The sequence below is a fragment of the Ferrovibrio sp. genome, assembly GCF_029255545.1.
GTDB lineage: Bacteria > Pseudomonadota > Alphaproteobacteria > Ferrovibrionales > Ferrovibrionaceae > Ferrovibrio.
Window position 1 is genome coordinate 1 of sequence record NZ_JANLJJ010000062.1, and the last position, 21086, is coordinate 21086.

General features: G+C 64.5%; 18 protein-coding genes. 11 read left to right on the forward strand and 7 right to left on the reverse strand.

Annotation, left to right across the window (positions count from 1 at the left end; genetic code table 11):
• From Q1J79_RS12280 to Q1J79_RS12290, 3 genes are all read right to left on the reverse strand, one after another.
• Positions 1 to 481 (reverse strand): ribonucleotide-diphosphate reductase subunit beta (locus Q1J79_RS12280; protein WP_300300710.1); only part of this gene is annotated, 481 nt, incomplete at its 3' end.
• A gap of 149 nt (positions 482 to 630) precedes the next feature.
• Complete coding sequence (locus Q1J79_RS12285) at positions 631 to 1092, reverse strand: MarR family winged helix-turn-helix transcriptional regulator (protein ID WP_300300713.1); 462 nt, start codon at positions 1090 to 1092, stop codon at positions 631 to 633.
• A gap of 68 nt (positions 1093 to 1160) precedes the next feature.
• A complete protein-coding gene (locus Q1J79_RS12290; protein WP_300300715.1) occupies positions 1161 to 1583 on the reverse strand; it encodes an Ohr family peroxiredoxin in 423 nt (140 codons plus the stop codon).
• A 193-nt stretch (positions 1584 to 1776) separates the two neighbouring features.
• On the opposite strand from Q1J79_RS12290, the gene Q1J79_RS12295 reads away from it, so the two are divergent.
• The 4 genes from Q1J79_RS12295 to Q1J79_RS12310 all read left to right on the forward strand — a co-directional run bounded on the left by Q1J79_RS12295 (position 1777) and on the right by Q1J79_RS12310 (position 6549).
• Complete coding sequence (locus tag Q1J79_RS12295) at positions 1777 to 2274, forward strand: RNA polymerase sigma factor (protein WP_300300718.1); 498 nt, start codon at positions 1777 to 1779, stop codon at positions 2272 to 2274.
• 82 nt (positions 2275 to 2356) lie between these two features.
• Entirely contained in the window at positions 2357 to 3361 is a 1005-nt protein-coding gene (locus Q1J79_RS12300; RefSeq protein ID WP_300300721.1) for a FecR domain-containing protein, read from the forward strand.
• A 150-nt stretch (positions 3362 to 3511) separates the two neighbouring features.
• Complete coding sequence (locus Q1J79_RS12305; protein ID WP_300300724.1) at positions 3512 to 5968, forward strand: TonB-dependent siderophore receptor; 2457 nt, start codon at positions 3512 to 3514, stop codon at positions 5966 to 5968.
• 212 nt (positions 5969 to 6180) lie between these two features.
• A complete protein-coding gene (locus Q1J79_RS12310) occupies positions 6181 to 6549 on the forward strand; it encodes an SPW repeat protein (protein WP_300300727.1) in 369 nt (122 codons plus the stop codon).
• A gap of 72 nt (positions 6550 to 6621) precedes the next feature.
• Here the strand turns inward: Q1J79_RS12310 and Q1J79_RS12315 are convergent, their stop codons facing one another.
• Both Q1J79_RS12315 and Q1J79_RS12320 read right to left on the reverse strand, forming a co-directional pair.
• Positions 6622 to 7176, reverse strand: a complete 555-nt coding sequence (locus tag Q1J79_RS12315) for a PAS domain-containing protein (RefSeq protein ID WP_300300730.1) — start codon at positions 7174 to 7176, stop codon at positions 6622 to 6624.
• 173 nt (positions 7177 to 7349) lie between these two features.
• Positions 7350 to 9272 carry a ribonucleoside-diphosphate reductase subunit alpha gene (locus Q1J79_RS12320; protein ID WP_300300733.1) on the reverse strand — a complete coding sequence of 641 codons (1923 nt, stop codon included), beginning with the start codon at positions 9270 to 9272 and terminating at the stop codon, positions 7350 to 7352.
• A gap of 573 nt (positions 9273 to 9845) precedes the next feature.
• On the opposite strand from Q1J79_RS12320, the gene Q1J79_RS12325 reads away from it, so the two are divergent.
• Entirely contained in the window at positions 9846 to 13319 is a 3474-nt protein-coding gene (locus Q1J79_RS12325) for a hypothetical protein (protein WP_300300736.1), read from the forward strand.
• Between the two features lie 4 nt (positions 13320 to 13323).
• A complete protein-coding gene (locus tag Q1J79_RS12330) occupies positions 13324 to 14184 on the forward strand; it encodes an acyl-CoA dehydrogenase (protein WP_300300739.1) in 861 nt (286 codons plus the stop codon).
• Between the two features lie 12 nt (positions 14185 to 14196).
• On the opposite strand, the gene Q1J79_RS12335 is transcribed toward Q1J79_RS12330, so the two are convergent.
• Positions 14197 to 15630 carry an aspartate ammonia-lyase gene (locus Q1J79_RS12335; RefSeq protein WP_300300742.1) on the reverse strand — a complete coding sequence of 478 codons (1434 nt, stop codon included), beginning with the start codon at positions 15628 to 15630 and terminating at the stop codon, positions 14197 to 14199.
• A gap of 153 nt (positions 15631 to 15783) precedes the next feature.
• Entirely contained in the window at positions 15784 to 16662 is an 879-nt protein-coding gene (locus Q1J79_RS12340; protein WP_300300745.1) for an SDR family oxidoreductase, read from the reverse strand.
• A 75-nt stretch (positions 16663 to 16737) separates the two neighbouring features.
• On the opposite strand from Q1J79_RS12340, the gene Q1J79_RS12345 reads away from it, so the two are divergent.
• The 5 genes from Q1J79_RS12345 (at position 16738) to Q1J79_RS12365 (ending at position 21074) form a co-directional block, all read left to right on the forward strand.
• Positions 16738 to 17511, forward strand: coding sequence for an SDR family oxidoreductase (locus tag Q1J79_RS12345; RefSeq protein WP_300300748.1), 774 nt, complete (start codon positions 16738 to 16740; stop codon positions 17509 to 17511).
• A gap of 107 nt (positions 17512 to 17618) precedes the next feature.
• Complete coding sequence (locus Q1J79_RS12350; RefSeq protein WP_300300751.1) at positions 17619 to 18152, forward strand: molybdopterin-dependent oxidoreductase; 534 nt, start codon at positions 17619 to 17621, stop codon at positions 18150 to 18152.
• Positions 18152 to 19594 (forward strand): ATP-binding protein, encoded by a 1443-nt coding sequence (locus Q1J79_RS12355; RefSeq protein ID WP_300300754.1) that lies wholly within the window; start codon positions 18152 to 18154, stop codon positions 19592 to 19594. Before Q1J79_RS12350 ends, Q1J79_RS12355 begins: the two co-directional genes overlap by 1 nt.
• Positions 19591 to 20613, forward strand: a complete 1023-nt coding sequence (locus Q1J79_RS12360) for an alpha/beta hydrolase (protein WP_300300757.1) — start codon at positions 19591 to 19593, stop codon at positions 20611 to 20613. The genes Q1J79_RS12355 and Q1J79_RS12360 overlap by 4 nt, the downstream gene beginning before the upstream one ends.
• A complete protein-coding gene (locus Q1J79_RS12365) occupies positions 20610 to 21074 on the forward strand; it encodes an HPP family protein (RefSeq protein ID WP_300300760.1) in 465 nt (154 codons plus the stop codon). Before Q1J79_RS12360 ends, Q1J79_RS12365 begins: the two co-directional genes overlap by 4 nt.
• The last annotated feature ends 12 nt before the right edge of the window (positions 21075 to 21086 follow it).

Here is a 21086-nt window from a genome sequence, read left to right on the forward strand (position 1 = left end):
GCAGGCCCTCGGTGAAGGCGCCGAACACCGCCAGCGTCTTGGCGATGTCGGCCTTGGTCTCGACGCCGAACTGCTGCATGTAGTCGTACTTGTCCTTCATCTCCTTGTAGCGGAGGAAGGCCGAGTATTCCTCTTCCGGCATGCCGATGGTGTCGAGCAGGTGGGAATAGGCGGCGATATGCACCGTCTCCATGTTGGAGAAAGCGGCCAGCATCATCTGCACCTCGGTGGGTTTGAACACCCGCGCGTAGTGCTTCATGTAGCAGTTGTTCACTTCCACGTCGGCCTGGGTGAAGAAGCGGAAAATCTGCGTCAGCAGGTTTTTCTCGCCGGGGCTGAGCTTCTTCTGCCAGTCCTTCACGTCGTCGGCCAGCGGCACTTCCTCGGGCAGCCAGTGGACGCGCTGCTGGGTCATCCAGGCCTCATAGGCCCACGGATACTTGAAGGGCTTGTAGACCGGCTTGGCATCCAGAAGCGACATCGAATCCCCCACGAACGAACGGAAAGCGGGGCACAATATCGCAACATCTTGTGGGCGCGACAAGAGGGTTATCGCTAGATGTTGCGGTTGGTGGCCGGGATAACCTGTGGATATCGCCGGTTTTGGCCGGCATCGGCGCCCGCTGTGGATTATTTGGCGGTTTCGGCCTGCAGTCCGGCCGCGAGGCCACGCAGCTCGGTGCGCAGGCGGGCCAGGTCCTGCAGGCTGAGCGGCAGCAGGCAGGCCATCTCGCGCTGCGCGGCGGCCACGGCGGCCTCCAGCTTGCTGCCCTGTTCGGTCAGGCCGATCGTCACCTGGCGCTCGTCGGCGGTATCCCGGGTGCGGGTGATCAGCCCGGCCTGCTCCATGCGCTTGAGCATCGGCGTGAGGGTGCCGGAATCGAGATGCAGCCGCTCGCCCAGGCTTTTTACTGTATGCGGCGCGGCATCGCCGCGCGCCTGTTCCCACAGCAGCAGCATGACCAAGTATTGCGGATAGGTCAGGCCCAGCGGCTCCAGCCGGTCGCGATACAGCCGCGTCATCGCGTTCGACGCGGCATAGAGCGCGAAACAGAGCTGGTGGTCGAGCTTGATCGATTCGTCGGCGGACATGGTAAGCCCAAGGATAGGCGGCGCCGGATTGACCGGCAATCCGGCGCCGCGATGCTGTCAGGCCTGATTTAGATCAGGGTTTCCAGCGCCACGTCGATATTGCCCCGGGTTGCCTTGGAATACGGGCAGACCTGGTGCGCGGCGGCGACCAGCGCCTCGGCCTGGGCCCGGTCCATGCCCGGCAGGGCGACCGAGATCTTGGCGTTCAGGCCGAAGCTGGTCTCGTCCTTGCCGATGCCGATGGTCACGCTCACCGTGTTGCCCTGGGGCAGGGTGATCTTCTGGTTGCGGGCCACCAGGCCCAGCGCGCCCTGGAAGCAGGCGGCGTAGCCCGAGGCGAAGAAGGTTTCCGGATTGGCGGCATTGCCCGGGCCCCCCAGTTCCTTGGGCATGGCCAGGGTCATGTCGATGATGCCGTCGGCCGAGGTGACCTTGCCGGAACGGCCGCCGGTGGCCGTGGCGGTGGTGGTGTAAAGCGGGGTGATGGACATGGGATGCTCCTCTGGTGGGACGGCCGGGTGGCGCGTCGCGAGAAGATAAATAGTGCACAATTATATTTTAGGCAATTAAAAATGGCGTGATGAAGATCACGGCTGTGGCAGGCGCAGCAATGCTTCCTATTAATTGCGAATAATTCGCACTCGTAATAAAGTCCGCCGGTCAAGCGGAAGGGCGGACGGCGTCGTGTCACCGAAGGATCTGAAGCGGTTGTTCCTGGCCTACAGGTTTGAGATCCAGGCTTATCTGATGCGCCAGTTGCAGGACATCGAGACCGCGGCCGACCTGACGCAGGAAACCTTCCTGCGCTTCGCCCAGCAGCCGGCGACCAGCACGGTGCTGCAGGAGCGCGCCTATCTCTATCGCACCGCCCGCAACCTGGCGATTGATCACGTCCGGGCGAAACGGCGACAGCAGACCCAGACCGTGCCGCATGATGCCCTGGCGGACATTCCGGAAAACCGGCCATCGCTGGAAGATGCGACCGACGCGAAGGAACGGCTGGCCCGGCTGCACGATCTGGTCGAGCAGCTTCCGATCCGTACGCGACGGATTTTCATCCTGATCCGCATCGAGGGATATTCCTATGCCGATGCCGCTTCGCTCATGGATCTGTCGATCAGTTCCGTGCAGAAACACATGAACCAGGCCCTCCGTTCACTGGCGCGGGGGCTGCGCAGCTAGCCAGCCTGCAGTGTTGATCCTTCTTTTTTGCCGCTCAGACGTCTTACATCCAGATACCCCGTTACAGCCGACCAGAAACCCCGTGACCAGCAGCGACGACCAACGAGACCACATCGAAAGCGAGGCGACCGAATGGCTCGTCCTGCAGACGGCCGGCCGGCTTGACCCGGCCGATGCGCGGCTGTTTGAAGGCTGGCTGCGGCGCAGCGCGCAGCATCGCGCGGTTTATGAGCGCATGCGCCAGACCTGGGATGCGTTGGCTGTCTTGCAGTGGGCGCCGGGCGACCTGCTGCGGCATACCGCCGATCTGCATGCAAAGCCACGCTTGCCATCCGTCGCGCGGCGATGGCTGGCGCCGGCTTTCGCCGTCGCGGCCTGCCTGCTTCTGGTGATCGGGCTGGCGGCGGCCTGGATTGGCAATCCGGTTACTGCGCTGGTCGCCGATTACAGCACGGCGCCCGGCGAAATCCGCGGCGTCACGCTGCCGGATGGCAGCCGCCTCGAACTCGGCCCGGCGAGCGCGGTGAAGTTGCATTTCAGCGCCACCGAGCGCCGGATCGAACTGCTGGGCGGCAGCGCATATTTCAGCGCGGTGCCCCAGGCCGTCGCCACGGGGCGGCCTTTCATCGTCGATACCGGCATGCTCTCGGCCCGGGCCCTGGGCACCCAGTTCCTGGTCGAGCGTCTGCCCCGTGGCGACGGCGTGGCGGTTGTCGAGCATGCCGTCGCGGTGACCATGCAGCGGTCGGACGGCGATCCGCGGATGGCCGTCCTGTCGCCGGGGCAAGCCCTGCGATACCGCCCGGGCCGCCGGTCAGAACCGGATATGGCCAGCATGAACCCGCTGGAGATCGCGCCCTGGCGGGCTGGCAATCTTGTCTTCCACCAGGTGCCTCTGCAGGAGGTGGTTGCCGAACTCAACCGCTATCGCCGCAGCCGGATCCTGCTGACGAACGATGACCTGTCCGCCCGCGTTGTCTCCGGCGTCTTTCGCATTGGCGAGCCGGATGGCGCCCTCAGGATGATCGCGCAGGAATTGGGCCTGCACGTTGCCGCGTTGCCCTTTGTCTCCGTGGTTTATAAGTAAAAACAGATAGATAGATTGTTCTGCCGGGTATTTGCCCGAGCGGTGCGAATGTTTTTATCAAATCCGCCAGGTGGCGCGTCCTATTGGTATGTCGCGAATGATTTTCATTTGCGCAATGGTTGGTTGCGTCATTTCAGGGGGATTTCAAGTATGAATGCGAAATTGGTGGTGCGGCCCGTGATGCCGCGCCTGGGCGGTCGTCGTCTGTTCAGCCTTTCTGCCAGCGTGGTGGCCCTGGCCGCCGGTTTGAACCTGGCAACTGCCGCCGCCCAGGCTCAGAGCACAGCCACGCCAGCATCATCGCAGCAGCGCATGGCGTTCGATATTCCGACCCAGGAGCTCAGCCGGGCCGTCCTCGCGCTGGCCAATCGCGCCTCGATCCAGATCCTGTTCGATAGCGCCCGGCTGCAGAACCTGCGCAGCACCGCCGTCAGTGGCAGCATGACGCCGCAGGAGGCGCTCACGCGCATGCTGGATGGCACCGGCATGGGCTATCGCTTTACCGGCCCGGCCAATGTCACGTTGTTTGAGATCCCGCGCAGCGGCGACGCGACGGTGCTGCCGCCGGTGACGGTGGAAGGGCGCAGCAGCCAGGTCGAAACAGCCACGGATTCCGTGGAGGGCTATGTGGTTTCCCGGGCGCGGACCGGCACCAAGACCGACACGCCGCTGCTGGAAACATCGCAGTCGATCTCCGTGATCCCGCGCGACCAGATCGCCGACCAGAATGCGCAGACCCTGAACCAGGTGCTGCGCTACACGGCAGGCGTCACGCCGGAGACGCGCGGCGCGGTGGCGACGCGCTATGACATGTTCACCATCCGCGGCTTCGACGCGCACAGATACTGGAACGGCCTGAAGCAGCAGGATCTGTATTACTTCGCGCCGCAGCTCGATCCCTATCTGCTGGAACGGGCTGAGGTGCTGAAGGGCCCGAACTCCACGCTTTATGGCCAGGCGCCGGCCGGTGGCCTGGTCAACCAGGTCAGCAAACGTCCAACCGACGAGGCTCTGCACGAGGTTGGCATGGAGGTTGGCACCAACAATCATTACCGGCTCACGGCCGACATGTCCGATAAGGTCGATGCCGAAGGCAAGCTGGCCTACCGTTTCACCGTCGTTGGCCTGACCGAGGACGGGCAGATGAAGACGACGGAGAATGAACGCGTCTCCATCGCGCCGTCCATCGCCTGGCGGCCGGATGAAGATACCAGCCTGATCCTGTTCGGTTTGTATCAGAGCGATCCGAAGGGCAATTCCTACGGCGGCATCCCGCCGCAGGCCACGGTGCTGTCCAATCCGTACGGCACGCTGCCAATGGATTTCTATGATGGCGATCCGAATTTCGAGAAATTCGTCCGGCACCAGACCGCGCTTGGCTACGAGTTCGACAAGCGGCTCAACGACATCTGGACCCTGCGGCTGAACGGCCGCACCCTGCACGGCACGCTGGCCTATGACAGCGTTTATGCGAATGGCCTGCAGGCGGATAACGTGACCCTGAATCGTGGCGTTGCGACGTCGCGCGAGTCGATGACGTCGTATGTCTTCGACAACCAGCTGGAAGCGCGCGTCGATACCGGGCCCATCAACCATACAATGCTGGGCGGCTTGGATTACCAGATCATCGATGGGCATTACGCGACCGGCTTCGGCACGGCCCCGACGCTCAATATCTTCAATCCGGTTTACGGCCAGACGATTACCGTGCCGGCCCGCAGCCGCACCAATGTCGACGCGGAGCAGTATGGCCTCTATCTGCAGGACCAGATGCGGCTGGGCGGCTTCATCGTCACGCTGGGCGGCCGCTACGATGCGGCTGAGCGGACAACGACGACCGTCAACACCGGCGCCGTGACCAGGCAGAATGATAGCGCCTGGACCGGCAAGATGGGCATCTTGTATGCCTTCGAGAACGGCCTGTCGCCTTATGCCAGTTACTCCGAAGCCTTCACGCCACAAAGTGGCACGGATTTCGCGGGCAAGCCCTTCGATCCGGAAGAGGGCGCCCAGTATGAGCTGGGCCTGAAATACCAGCCGCCGGGCACCAACAGCCTGTTCACTGCCGCCATCTTCGATGTGACGCGCAGCAACCTGAAGACCGGCGATCCCGCGCATTCGGGTTTCTCCATCACGGTCGGCGAGGTGCAATCGCGTGGTTTTGAGTTCGAGGCGCGGCACAGCCTGACCAGGCAGATCGACCTGCTGGGCAGCTATACCTTCCTCGACACCGAAGTCACGAAGGATAACAGCGGCCTGCAGGGCAAGCGCGTCGGTGCGGTGCCCGAGCACCAGGCCTCGGCCTGGATCATGTATCACATGCCGCGCGATACGTCGTTCAGGGGGCTCAGCCTGGGCAGCGGCATCCGGTATGTGGGCAGCACGGTCAACCCCGCCAATACCATCGAGGTGCCGTCCTTCACGCTGGTCGATGCGGCGCTGAATTACGATCTGGGCGCATTGTCCAACACGTTTGCCGGTGTCGATGTCTCGGTGAATGTGAAGAATCTCTTCGACAAGGACTATGTGGCGTCCTGCTATTACGGCGAGTGGTGTGCTTATGGATATGAGCGCACGCTTACTGCCGGATTGCGGTATCGCTGGTAGCCGGACGGCTGCCTGGCCGGCGCGCCGGCCCTTCTTGAAACAGCCGGCATCGGCCTGCCTGGCCGGTGCCGGCTGTTTCGGTTGCCCCCTCTGGAGAATGGCCGGCTCCGGCCCTATCTCAGGGGTGACGCCGTGCAGCTGCACAGGGGGGCTGTCACCGCACGGCCTGGACGGGTTCTGGCGCCGATGCCGTGGCCCGGAGGAGGTGCGTCATGGTCCAAATCGGTCATCATCCCCATCACGAGCCGGAAGCGCGACGCTGGCAGGACTGGGCGAATATGGCGCTTGGCATCCTGCTGGCGGCCTCGCCCTGGCTGCTGGGCTATCGCGGCCTGGAAGAAGCGACGATGAACGCGGTGATCATTGGCCTTCTGGTTTTCGCGCTGTCGGCGCTGGCGCTCACGCTGCTGGATCGCTGGGAAGCTTATATCAATGCGGTGCTGGGCCTGTGGGCCGGCTTGTCGCCCTGGCTGCTGGGCTTCACCGGATATGACATGGCTGTCCTTGTCCATCTGGGCATTGGCGCCTGCGTCGTGCTGATCGCGCTGCTGGAAATCTGGCAGGGCAGCCGGGCCGACTGACAAAAAAGGCCCAACTGTTCTGCCGGGCCAGTCAGCGGGAAATTTCCGCTGGGGGGAAATATGGCGTGACGCTCAGGCCGCGAGGCAATCTTCCTCATCGTCCAGCGTCGCCAGCGAGAGCACCCACTCGTCATAGCTGGTGCCGTTGCGGCTCATCATGCCGTCCAGGTGCTGGCGGCTGGCGGCCAGGCCCTGCTCCTTGCTGCGGGTATTGTGTTCAATCAGCCGAAGCTCGCGATAGGCCTCTTCGGCGGTGCTGATGCTGCGATCGGAGGCGGCGCGCCGGAAGCACTGGTAGCCATCGATGCGATGGCCGGCATCGTAATGCGGCATGAGATGCGACAGCGTCCAGTAGTACTCGCCGCTGCAGGCCATGTTCTTCACATAGGCGAAGACTTCCCGGCCGTCGCGGATGCGCTGCCAGATCAGCTGGAACACGGCTGCCGGCATGTCGGGGTGGCGCAGCATGTTATGCGGCTGGCCGAGCAGGTCCTTTTCGCGGCAGTCCTGCGCTTCGCAGAAATAGGCATTGGCATAGGTGATGCCGCCCCTGAGGTCGGCATGGGTGACCAGGAACTGGTCGGCGGGGACGCTGCGTGCGCGATTGACTGGAGTGACGGAGATCATGGCGGGGTCCTTTTTTGTAACGCCCCGATGAAAGGATGCCTGCCGCCGGATGTGAAATTAACAATGCGTAAGACGGGGGAAAGAATTGATAATCATCATCGTTACGGACCTGAAATGCGCATGAAAAAGCCCGGCTTGTAAGCCGGGCTTTTGGTTTCGTATCGCCGTCATGCTTACTGGCAGGCGAGGCACTCGTCGTAATCGACCGCCTCGCGCGGGCCGCCACCAACCGCCGCGGCGGCGGCCAGCGGCAGTTCCGGCTCGTTCATCGCGGGCACACGCTGCGGCCGTTCGCCCTCGTTGATCTTGCCGACCAGCGGGATCGAGACCACGTTGCCGGCGCCTTCGGATGCCGACTTGCCCGATACCGTCTCGGCGCGCTGGATGGAGAGCGAGCGGCAGTAGTAAAGGCTCTTCACGCCCTTCTTCCAGGCCTGGAAGTGAATCTGGTGCAGGTCGCGCTTGTGCACGTTGGCCGGCAGGAAGACGTTCAGGCTCTGCGCCTGGCAGATAAAGGGCGTGCGGTCGGCCGCCAGGTCGATCAGCCAGCGCTGGTCGATCTCGAAAGCGGTCTTGAACACTGCCTTCTCGTCGTCCGACAGGAAGTCGAGATGCTGTACCGAGCCGCCGCTGGTGGTGATCGACGACCAGGTCTCGTCGTCATTCTTCTCATACTGCTCGAGCACATTCTCAAGATAGCGGTTGCGCACAGAGAAGGAGCCCGACAGCGTCTTGTGGGTGAAGGCGTTGGCCACGTTCGGCTCGATGCCGGGCGAGGCGCCGCCGGCGATGATCGAGATCGACGCGGTCGGCGCGATGGCGATCTTGTGCGAGAAGCGCTCCATGATGCCGTATTCGGCGGCATCGGGGCAGGGGCCGCGCTCTTCCGCCAGCTTGCGCGAGGCGGCGTCGGACTGGTCCTTCACATGCTTGAAGATGGTGCGGTTCCACACCTTGGCCATCACGCTTTCCCACGGCACGCCATTGGCCTGCAGGAAGGAATGGAAGCCCATCACGCCCAGGCCGACCGAACGCTCGCGCTGCGCGGCATAACGCGCCTTGGCCATGCTGTCGGGGGCCTTGTCGATGAAATCCTGCAACACGTTGTCGAGGAAGCGCAGGCAATCCTCGATGAACAGCGGGTGCTCCTTCCATTCATGGAAGTATTCGAGGTTCAGCGACGACAGGCAGCACACGGCGGTGCGCTGCTGGCCATGCTGGTCGATGCCGGTGGGCAGCGTGATCTCACTGCACAGGTTCGAGGTCTTGACCCGCAGGCCGGCCAGCTTGTGATGCTCGGGTAGGGCGCGGTTCACATGGTCGATATAGACGATGTAGGGCTCGCCGGTCTCGATGCGGGCGGTGAGGATGCGGATCCACAGCGCGCGGGCCGACACGGTGCGCTGCACGGTCTGGTCATGCGGGCTGAGCAGGGCCCAGTCCTCATCGGCCTCCACGGCGCGCATGAACGCGTCCGAGATCAGGATGCCGTTATGCAGGTTGAGCGCCTTGCGGTTCGGATCGCCGCCGGTCGGACGGCGGATCTCGATGAATTCCTCGATTTCCGGATGGTCGATCGGCAGGTAGCAGGCGGCCGAGCCGCGGCGCAGCGAACCCTGCGAGATCGCGAGAGTCAGGCTGTCCATCACGCGGATGAAGGGGATGATGCCCGAGGTTTTGCCGTTCTGACCGACCTTCTCGCCGATCGAGCGCAGGTTGCCCCAGTAGCTGCCGATGCCGCCGCCGCGGGCCGCCAGCCAGACATTCTCGTTCCACAGGCCGACGATGCCGTCCAGGCTGTCATTGGCCTCGTTCAGGAAGCACGAGATCGGCAGGCCGCGGCTGGTGCCGCCATTCGACAGCACCGGAGTGGCCGGCATGAACCAGAGCTTGGAGATGTAGCTGTACATCCGCTGCGCATGTGCGGTGTCGTCGGCGTAATGGCTGGCGACGCGGGCGAACAGGTCCTGATAGGACTCGCCGGGCAGCAGGTAACGGTCGTCGAGGGTGGCCTTGCCGAAATCGGTCAGCAGGCGGTCGCGGCTGCGGTCGACGTCGATGCGGATGCCGCGTTCGGTTTGCAGAGTGTTCAGCACGGATGGCTTCCCCTCGTTCTTGCGGCCCGGCTCCACATTCGTGGCACCACATTTTGTGGCTGGTCCGGTCCGGCCGTCTCAATGAATCCCAGTATCGGTCCGTTTCGGCCTGTCTGGCGGCTGCGCACCCCGCCTTTTCACCCTCGAAATCCTGGCGAAAACCCGGGAAATGGCCCGGAAACAGGACTCGAAGGCGGCGCAGCGTCGACCCAAAACAGCGTCAGCGAACACAACATATGGTACTGACGGTTAAGGGAGCGTCAATACGATGTGTGACATCACGCTGTAAAAAATTGCCTTGACGGATTCAGCGTAGCGTGAGCCCCCTGATTTTATGCCGTGTCGCGGACGGTCGCTGCATTGCAAAAAACATGCTGTGGATTGCGGGGATAACTGTTCGCGCCAGTTTTTCCGCAAGCCGCTGTTAACCATTGCTCCCCTATCTGTTGTGCTACCGGCGCGGGATTTACGTCCCCGGCGGCCTTTGTGCCTGCTGCTTTTGGTGTTTCAATGCGGGCCTTAACGCGATCCGACCGGCCGGATGAACGATCCGGCCCGGCGGGGGAGGTTGCGATGACGCTGATCAAACATCCGCGCGCCGATATGGCGGCCAATGCGGCCAAGGCCGCCAGCCAGGTGGCGGTCGACCGCGCCGAGGCGGAAGCCGCCGAGCTGATCGGCCAGCCGGCGCTGGAGCGCCGGCGCCGCCAGATGGTGGCTGCTGGTTCGGCGATCAGCATTCTCTGGCTCGGCACCTGCGCCCTCTATATCCAGAATTCGGTCGGCTGGCAGAATCTGTGGCATGCCCTGCCGCACGAGGTCGGCGCGTTCATCGCCGGCATGGCGGCGCCGCTCGCCTTCCTATGGCTGCTGCTGCTCAACATGTGGCGCGGCAGCGCCATCAAGCGCCAGGCCGCCGCCCTGCATCAGGTGCTGCTCGACCTGACCTATCCGACGCCGGAAGCCGAACGCCGCGTTTCGGCCCTGGCTGGCGCGCTGCGCCGTCAGGCGCGCGAGATGGAAGAGGCCGCGCAATCCGCTACCGACAAGATCGCTTCGCTGGGCGAGACCATGGCCGGCCAGCAGCAGGCGCTGATCGCCGCTGCCGCCGGCGCCGGCGAGCAGGCTGCGCTGCAGGCCAGGCAGATTACCGGCACGCTGAGCCAGTCCTCCCAGGGCCTGCTGGCCGCCGCCGAACAGGTCAACCGCGACCTTGATGCCACCGTGAAGGGCCTGGCCGGTCGTTTCGAGGAGCAGAGCAAGGCGCTGGTCGAGGCCGCCGACAAGGTCGGCACCGAGATGAATGCCAAGGTCAATGGCATCGGCCAGACCGTGTCGACCCAGGCCCAGGTGCTGCTGCAGGCTGCCGACGTGATCGTGCGCGAGGTGGAAACGGCACGCGGTATTTTCCAGAACAAGGCTTCCGAGATTTCCCGCATCACCTCGGCGATCCAGTTCCAGAACGAACGCGTCGAGGAATTGTCGCGTCGTCATGGCGAGTTGATGGACCAGGCCGTGCAGCGCGCCGCCGAGGTGGCGCAACAGATCGCCGCCGCGCTGGAGCAGAAGATCGTGGCCTTGGAGCAGGCCGTTACCCGCGCCGGCGGCGAGGCCGGCCGCATCGGCATGAACTTCGCCGAAGCCGCCCAGACCATCACCACCGCCGCCGAAGTGACGGTGGCCCGCGCCACCGCCGCTGGCGAAAGCTTCGGTCGCGAGACCCAGCTGTTCAGCAGCGCCAGCCAGAAGGTGATCGACAGCGCCGAAGCCGCCGGTACCGTGCTGCGCGAGCGCGTGCGCGAGATCGAGCAGGCCACCGGCACCACCATCGGCCGAATCCGCGATATTGGCGAAACCATCCGTTCCGAGGTCGGGGCGCTGGACGAGCAGGGCGCCCGCGTCGCCGAGCGTCTGCGCCTGTCGGCCGACGATATGCGTACCCGCACTGGCGCGCTGGAGCAGGCCGGTTCTTCCGCCACCCGCCAGGCCGATGCCTTTGCCGAGGCCGCCACCCAGGCCGAGCAGCGCCTGAAACTGACCGGCGACCTGGTGCGTCATCAGGCCGACCAGCTCGGCGCTGCTGCCGAACTGGCAGACCAGCGCCTGGCCCAGGCCGGCGATGCGCTGCGCCGCGAAGGCGCCAACATGACCAGCACGCTGCAGCAGATCACCGACCGCGCCATGCGCGCCGGCGACGAACTGAAGCAGCGCGCCGACATTCTGGACGAAACCTCCGGCCGCGCCCTGGCCAAGATCGGCGAGGCCGATGGCAGCATCAAGCTGCGGGTCGAAAGCCTCGGCCAGGCCGGGCGCGATGCCCTGGCCATGGCGGCGCAGGTGCAGGAAACCATGACCCAGGCGAACGCGCTGCTGGCCCAGGCGACCCAGCGCACCGATGACCAGATCGGTGCCGCCGGCAGCCAGCTGCGTCAGCATGCCGAACAGTTTGTCGTCACCATTGACGGCGTGGCCAAGCGCATCACCGAAACCGGCGACAGCGTGCGCGACCAGATCGACGGCCTCGACCAGGTGGCGGCCCGCACGGCGCAGCGGCTGCGCGCGGCCGGCGAAAGCGCCGGCCAGGATGCCGTGCAGCTGCAGGCGTCGGCCGAACGGGCGTCGCAGCGTCTGCATCAGGTGAGCGAGACGGCGCAGACCCAGGCCCATGCGCTCAGCGCCGCGGCCGAGCGCGCGGCGATGGAATCGCAGCTTGCCGGCAGCACCGCGCAGGCGCGCGCCAAGGACCTGCAGGACCTGTCGCTCGGCGTTGCCGAGGCGATGGCCCTGCTGGCCGAGAAGGCGGCGGCACAGACTGCGGCGCTGCTGGCGATGAGCGAGAAGGCGCAGATCGAGACGACGGGGTTGAACGCCGCCGCCGAGAAGGCGACCAGCAGCATCAACACCGCTGGCGACACGGCGCGCATCCGCTCGGTCGAGCTGGGCGAGGCGGCGCAGAGCGTGGTCGATCGCACGCTGGAACTGCGCAGCACGATTCACGAGCAGGCCGGCGCGCTCACCGCGCTCAGCACCGAGCTCAGCCGCCAGGCCGAGAATATCCGCGAGAATTTCCGCGGTCGCGTGCAGGAACTGGCCGAGGCCTCCGATGCCGCGATCCTCAAGACCGCGAATATCGGCGAAAGCTTCCGCCGCCAGGCCCAGGAAGTCTCGCGCGTCTCCGACGAGGCGGTCAGCCGGGTCGAACAGGTGGGCACCACCTTTGATGCTCGCGCCCGCGAGATTAATCTGGCTGTCGGCAATGCTTCGGGCCGGATCGACGATGCCAGCGAGGTGCTGCGCAACCGCACCCGCGAACTGGCCAATATCGTCGAGGATGCCATGAAGCAGACCGACCGCATGTCGGACGGTTTCCGCCGCCAGGCCGACGAGGTCGATACCCGTTCGGCGCGCCTGAGCGAGAAGGTGACCGAGATCGGCGAGCGCCTAGCCCGCACCGGCACCGAGTTCAGCGCCGTCACCGACCGCGCCACGGCGCGCGCCGCCGAGACCGCGGACACCCTTGGCCAGCGGGCCCAGGAACTCGCCTCTGCCGCCGCCCGCGCGGCCAGCGAGGCGGCCTCGGCCGAAGCCAGCCTGAAGGCCGATGCCCAGGCGCTGGCCGATGCGGCGCGTACCGCCAGCGTCGAGGCCGAATCGCTCCGCAAGGCCACCCAGGCCCTGCGCGGCGAGCAGTTCCTCAAGACGGCGGCCTTCATCACCGGCCATCTCAACTCGATGGCCATCGACATCACCCGCCTGCTGAATCGCGACCTGTCCGAAGAGTTGTGGCGCCGCTACTACAAGGGCGAGCGCGGCCTGTTCACCCGCAAGCTGATCGACCAGCGCGACCTGGACAAGATCCGCGGCAAATATCAGGAAGACGGCGAGTTCCGCGATTTCACCGACCGCTATATCGCCGAATTCGAGCGTGTGCTGGCCGGCGCCAAGGGCGTGGAGCATGAGGAACTGCTGACATCGGCCTTCGTCACCGCCGATATCGGCAAGGTCTACCTGCTGCTGCGCGAGGCGGTCGGCAAGGCCCGCCAGTAAGCGAATGGACAGGAAGGCCCTGAAAGACTGGATCGGCGGCTCGGAAACGGCCGCCGATCTCGTTTCTGCCGAGCGCTGCGTCGCGCTGGCCCATGCGCTCGACCGGCCCGATGTCGGGCTGGTGGCGGGCGCGCCGCTGCCGCCGTTGCGGCATTGGCTGTATTTCTGGACCATAGCTGCGCGGGCGAAACTCGGTCGCGACGGCCATCCCGCTTTGGGTGATTTCCTGCCCGATGTCAGCCGCTTCTGGAATGGCGCGCCGACGCGCCGCATGTGGGCCGGCAGCCGGATCGACTTCCACCAGCCGATTCCGCTCGGCCGGCCGGCGCGGCGCATCTCGACCATTGAGGATGTGGCGGAGAAAACCGGCCGCAGCGGCCGGCTGGTCTTCGTCACCGTCCGGCACGAAATCTATTATGGCGCCGCGCTGGCAATCACCGACCGGCATGACATCGTCTATCGCGAGGAAATTCCCGGCGCCGTGTTGCCGCGACCGGAAGCAGCAGCAGCGAACCAGCAATGGGAAGAGGGCTTCGTCGCTGATCCGGTGCTGCTGTTCCGCTATTCGGCGCTCACCTTCAATGGCCATCGCATCCATTACGACCGCGATTATGCCCGCCATGTGGAAGGCTATAACGGATTGGTGGTGCACGGGCCATTGCTGGCCACCCTGCTGGCCGATCTCGCCTGCGATGCCCTGCCGGGACGCCGGCTGGCCTCCTTCAGCTTCCGGGGCCGTCGGCCGGTGCTGGATAGCCAGCCGTTCAGCCTGCGCGGTCGCCTGAGCGGCGAGAATGCCGTATCGCTCTGGATCGTCGATGCCGAGGACGCGCTGGCGATGACGGCCGAGGCGGTATTCGTCTAGCCCGACATTCGGTTAGCCCGGCGCCACGATCTTCCGCCCGCGCCGCCTTGGCGCGGTGAGCTTGGCGACATCGAGGATGTCGTCGAGCTGGGCCTCGGTGAGCCAGCCCTTTTCGATCACCAGCTCGCGCACGGTGCGGCCGGTCTTCAGCGCCTCTTTCGCCACGGCGGCGGATTTCTCGTAGCCGATATAGGGATTCAACGCGGTGACGATACCCACGCTGGCCTCGACATGGCGTTTGGCCTGATCAACATTGGCCTGGATGCCGGAAACGCATTTCTCGGCCAGCGTGCGGGCGGCGCGCACCAGCAGTTGCATCGACGACAGCACGTTATAGACGATTACCGGTTCCATCACGTTGAGCTGCAGCTGGCCGGCTTCGGCCGCCATGGTCACCGCCATGTCGTTGCCGATCACCTGGAAACAGACCTGGTTCACCACCTCTGGGATCACCGGGTTGACCTTGCCCGGCATGATCGACGAACCCGGCTGCATCGGCGGCAGTGCAATCTCGTTCAGACCACCGCGCGGGCCGGAAGACAGCAGCCGCAGGTCGTTGGCGATCTTGCTGAGTTTCACTGCGATGCGCTTGAGCATGCCGGAATAGAGCACGAAGGCGCCCATGTCCCAGCTCGCCTCGATCAGGTTGGCCGCCCGCACCATCTCGATGCCGGAGATCCGCGCCAGTTCATCGATGGCCAGGTTGGAATATTCCGGCTCGGTGTTGATGCCGGTGCCGACCGCCGTGCCGCCCAGATTGATCTCGCGGAACAGCTTCACGATCTCGTCGCCGCGCGCCACGTCTTCCTTGATGTTGATGGCGAAAGCCTCGAATTCCTGGCCCAGCGTCATCGGCACGGCATCCTGCAGCTGGGTGCGGCCCAGCTTGATGATGTCGGCGAATTCCACGCCGCGCTGGCGGAACTCGTAGGCCAGCCCGTCCAGTGCCTTCATCAGCTCGGCATGGCTTAAGATGACGCCCAGCCGCACCGCCGAGGGATAGACGTCGTTGGTCGACTGCGACAGGTTGACGTCGTCATTGGGGTGCAGGTGGGCATATTCGCCCTTGTGGAAACCCATCAGCTCCAGGCCGCGATTGGCGATCACCTCGTTGGCGTTCATATTGGTGGAGGTGCCGGCACCACCCTGAAACACGTCAATGCCGAACCATTCATGCAGCTTGCCGTCGATCAGCTCGTCGCAGGCCTTGGCGATGGCCTTGTATTTCTCCGGCTCCAGGTAACCCAGCTTCTTGTTGGCCGAGGCGCAGGCCTTCTTCACCATGCCAAAGGCGCGGATCAGGTTGGGGTAGTGGTTGATGCCGATGCCGGAGATATGGAAGTTGTCGAGCGCGCGCTGGGTCTGGATGCCGAAATAGGCCGCGGCCGGGATGGCCATGTCGCCCAGGCTGTCATGCTCAAGACGGGTTGCCGGATCACTGCTCATCGTTGCTTGCCTGTCGCTGTTGACCGGAATCAGGAAAGCGCATTCTGCGCTTCCCTAACGTCAATGCGAAGGCTTTCGCCGACGATATTTAGTTGAAATACCTACGATTTTACATGCAACCAATTGATCGGGACCGATCAGGGATGTTTATGCCTAGACGGTCCGCTGGGCTTTGTCCCTGGCGTTGGTGGCGGCGATGTTGTCGCGGATTTCCTGCCATTCGGCATCGCCCAGTTCGGTCAGGGCGCCAAAGCCGGCGGCGGTGTTCAGCCATTGCGCGCCGTCGATGGCGATCACTTCGCCGCTTATATAGCCGACTTCGTCGCTGAGCAGGAACGCGGCCAGGTTGGCCAGTTCCGACAGGTTGCCGACGCGGCGCATCGGAATGGCGCCGATCATCTGGCGCTCCAGCTTTTCCGTTGGCGCCAGGCGCTTGGTCATGCCTTCGGTGGGGAAGGGGCCGGGCGCGATGGCGTTCAGGCGGATGCCCTTTGGCCCCCATTCCACAGCCAGCGACTGGGTCATCGCGGCGATGCCGGCCTTCGACATGGCCGAGGGCACCACGAAGGCCGAGCCGGTCCAGACCCAGGTGGTGACGATGGAAATGATGCTGCCGCCGCGTTTCTCCGCGATCCAGCGTTTGCCCACGGCCTGGGTCACATAGAAGCTGCCATGCAGCACGATATTGGCGATGGCGTCGAAGCCGCGTGGACTGAGGTCTTCGCTGCGGGCGATGAAATTGCCGGCCGCGTTGTTCACCAGGCCGTCCAGCGGACCATGCTGCTGCCAGATCGCCTGCATCATCTCGTCCACCGCCTGGGCCACGCGGATGTCGCAGGGATGGCAGAAGATTTTGCCGCCGGTGGCGGCTGCCAGTTCCTTTGCGGCCTCCTGCAGCACGCCCTCGCGGCGGCCACAGATATGCAGTTCGGCGCCCAGCTCCATCAGGCGGCGGGCCATCGCCTTGCCCAGACCGGTGCCGCCGCCGGTGATCAGAATACGCTTGCCCTGGAACAGATCGCTGCGGAACATGTCGCCTCCCTTGCTTATCGATTCTGTGCAGATTAGCCAAAGGGTCAAAGTCATGCCATCAGGAGGCGCCCAGTCATGGATCTTCAGCTCACCGGCAGGGTTGCCATCGTCACCGGCGCCAGTCGCGGCATCGGCCGGGCCATTGCCGAACTGCTTGCCGCCGAAGGCATGAAGCTGGTGCTGGCGGCGCGGTCGCGCGACCAGCTCGAGCAGCTTGCCGCCAGCCTCACGACCGAGTGCCTGGTGCAGGCGGTCGACCTGCGCGACCCCGGCGTACCGGCTCAGGTGGTTGCCGCCGCGGCAGCGCATTTTGGGGGGCTCGACCTGGTGGTCAACAATGCCGGCGCCACCAAACGCGGCGACTTCCTGACTTTGAGCGACGCAGACTGGGCCGATGGCTATGCCATGAAGTTCTTCGGCGCCATGCGGCTCAGCCGCGCGGCCTGGCCGTACCTGATGCAGCGCCAGGGCGCCATCGTGAATATCGTCGGGGTCGGTGGCCGCACCGGGGCTGCCGAATTCGCCATCGGCGGCTCGGTCAATGCCGCCTGTCTAAATCTCACCAAGGTGCTGGCCGACCGCGGCATCAGTGATGGCGTGCGCGTCAATGCCATCAATCCGGGCACCATCGCCACCGAGCGCCTGCAGGTGCGTATCCGCGGCTTCGCCCTGGACAAGGGGCTGAGCGAGGCGGAGGCCGCCCGGCAGATGCCGAAGGCCATGGGTGTGGCGCGATTCGGCGAACCCGTAGAAATTGCTCGAGCGGTTGCTTTTCTCGCCTCTCCGGTTTCCGGTTACCTGCAGGGCGCGATTCTCGATGTCGATGGCGGCCTGACCCGCACGCTTTAGGTACAAAAAACGACTGTTCGCTTGCTTTTTTGCGGCGGCGATGCCACTCCCAACCCATGATGCGCAGACAGAATGTCGCCGCCACGACCGGGGTTGGGGAATCGATATTGAGCAGGATCAGCTCGGCGCTGCGGCGCGCGTTGCTGGCTCCTGCCATGGTGATGGCCATGGCGGCCGGTTTGCCGGCGCATGCCGCCGAACCGTTGCCGCCGCCGCAGGGCGACGTGCTGCTCACCGTGACCGGGCAGATTGGCCGCAGCAATACCGGCACCGGCGAAGCCCGGTTCGACCGCGCCATGCTGGAACAGCTCGGCATGACCGAAGTGGTCACTTCGACGCCGTGGCATCCCAAGGTAATGCGCTTCGAAGGCGTGCTGCTGCGCGTATTGCTCTCCACGGTGCAGGCGCGGGGCCGCAACCTGCTGGCCAGCGCCCATAACGATTACACCGCACGTCTGCCGGTGCAGGATGCCGAACGCTATGACGTGATTCTGGCCTTGCGGGCTGATGGCCACGATCTGACGCTGCGCGACATGGGACCGGTTTTCATCATCTACCCATATGACAGCGACCGCACGCTCAAGGCCGATGGAATCTATGCCCGCTCGGTCTGGCAATTGCGCCGGCTTGAGGTCCGCTGATGCCGCGTCGTTTTCTGCCGAAGCAGATCGCAAACCGGCCCGAGGGACTGGCCGGTGCCGGCCGCCGTTTCGTGCTGGTGTTGGTTGCTACGGTCGTGGGGTTGTCGCTGGTGCTGGCGGCTTATTTTTATGTGCAGCAGCGCGAGTATAACCGCTTTTCGTTCCAGAACATCGTCTGGGAAGGCGCGCAGTTCCGCAACGAGCACCAGGCCTTTCGCGCCGCTTTGCTGGAATATCTGAACAACACCCCTGGGGCGACTGAACAGGAAGTGCGCCGGCGCTACGATATCCTCTACAGCCGGCTGGACATGCTGCTGACCGGTCGGGCTTCCGCGACCTATCAGGCGGATTCCGATCTCAGCGCCCTGCTTGGTCGGATTGATCCGATTGTGCGCGGCTGGGAAAGCCAGCTGACCAGCCTGTTCGCCGGCAACCGTGCTGCGGGCGATGCGGTAGCGGTATCGATGCGCAAGCTGGATGCCGATTTCAGCGCTTTTGCCGCCGGCGTGAATGCGATTGGCATCAAACGCGTCGACGACGCACGGGAGAAACTGGCCCGGCTGTACAATATCCTGATTGCGGCAGGCGTTGTCACATGGCTGCTGGTGATCGGTTTTGCCTATGCGCTGATGCGGCAATTGCGGGCCAGCGAGACCGCCCATGCCGAAATGCGGGCCATGACCAACGATCTGGAAATCGCCCGCCGGCAGGCCGAGGAAGCCAGCCGGACGAAATCCAATTTCCTGGCCACCATGAGCCATGAACTGCGCACACCGCTGAACGCCATTCTTGGTTTTGCCGAAATCATGCGGCAGGGCATTTTCGGCCCGGTCGGCAATTCACGCTATGACGATTATCTCGACGGCATCGTGAAAAGCGGCCAGCATCTGCTGTCGCTGATCAACGACGTGCTGGATATGTCTCGCATCGAGGCCGGTCGGCTGGAGCTGACCGAGACCGAGCTCGATATCGGGCAGGCCGTCGATCATGCGCTCGACATGGTGACGGTCACGGCCAGCGGCAAGGGGGTCGTGCTGGAGCGCGCCCTGCCGGCCATCCTGCCGCGCCTGCAGGCCGACGAGAGGCTGGTGCGCCAGATGCTGCTCAATCTGCTGAGCAACGCGATCAAATTCACGCCCGAGGGTGGCCAGGTCGAGATTGCCGCAGCCTTGCTCGGCGAGGGCGAACTGGCGATCCGCGTTCGCGATACCGGCATCGGCATGAGCGACAGGCAGTTGCAGAAGGTATTCGAGCCCTTTTCGCAGGGCGATTCCCTAAGGGCGCGGGAAGCGGGCGGCAGCGGCCTCGGCCTGCCGATCACCAAGCGCCTGATCGAACTGCATGATGGCCGTATCCACCTGGCCAGCCGCAAAAGCAACGGTACCACAGCAACGCTGGTTTTCCCGGCCGGGCGGGTTTGCGCCGCCGGCGCGACGCCGTGACGGCCCTGCATCAATCACGCCGGGCGCGTGCTGCGTCGCTCATCCTGCTTTTATCCCTGCTGCTGATTGCCGCCTGCGCGCCACGTCTGCAGCCGATGGGCGAAATCCCTGCGGCGCCGCGACTTTCGCAGGATGCGTCAGGCTGGCAGGCCGGCGATGGCCGGGACCTGCCCATGCGGCGCTGGGTTCCAGCCAGCCCCAAGGCCGTGATCCTGGCTCTGCATGGCTTCAATGATTACAGCAACGCTTTCACCGAGGCGGCGGAATGGTGGTCGGCGCAGGGCATTGCCACCTATGCGCCGGATCAGCGCGGATTTGGCACCGCGCCGTATCGTGGTCTTTGGCCCGGCGAGGACCGACTGGCGCAGGATCTGGCGGAACTGAGTGCCCTGCTGCGAGGCCGCCATCCGGGCGTGCCGTTGTTCTGGCTGGGTGAGAGCATGGGCGGCGCCGTCGTGCTGCACGCCCTTGAGCAGACTACGGTCAGTCCTGATGGCGCCATTCTGGTTGCTCCGGCGGTGTGGGGCAGGGAAAGCATGCCGGTGCTCTATCGTGTCGCCCTGTGGGCGACCAGCTACACGATTCCCTGGAAGACCTTCACCGGCAGCGGCCTGAAGATCCAAGCCTCCGACAATATCGAGATGCTGCGCCGGCTGTCGCGTGATCCGCTGTTCATCAAGGCCACGCGCGTCGATGCCATCCATGGCCTCGTCAACCTGATGGACGCGGCATCAACGGCGCGGCCCGAGCGGCTGCCTGTATTGCTGATGTATGGGCTGAAAGATGAAGTCATTCCCAAGCCGCCGGTTGAGCGGTTTGTCGAGCGACTGAAGGCCCGGCCGGATATCGCCATGCGCATTCTTGTGTATCGCAATGGTTGGCATATGCTGCTGCGTGATCTGCAGGCTGAAACGGTCTGGCGCGATACGGCGACATGGATCGCCGATCCGGCCGCGGCGCTGCCATCGGGGGAGGAACGCCGGGCATTGCCATTATTCAGGCCGGGGGATGGTGAATGACGCGTGCGGCTTTCCTGGAAATGGTGTGGGCGGCTCTGGGCATTGTGCCCAGCCTGGCCCTGGTCCTGTGGTTGATCGATGCCGAACATGGGCTGGCGCTGACCTCGCTCGGCAGCACGGCGATCCTGTTATTCTGCTTTCCCAGCCACGAGGGCGCGCGGCCGGTTGCCGTGTTGGCTTCCCATCTGCTGGGGGCCGCCATCGGCATCGCCCTGTTGCAGGTTTTCGACAGCAATATCTGGACGATGGGGGCCGGCGTCGCGCTGATCGCCATTGTGATGCGGCTGCTCAACATCATGCATCCGCCGGCCGGCGCCAATCCGCTGATCGTGCTCAATCTGAAAAGTGGCTGGCTGTTTTTGGCCTATCCGCTGCTGCCGGCCTTGCTGATCATGCTGGCGGCGGTTTTTGTCTGGAGTTATCTGCGCCCCGGTCCGCGCTGGCCGCTCCGTTGGCTTTGATTCGGGCTGGCT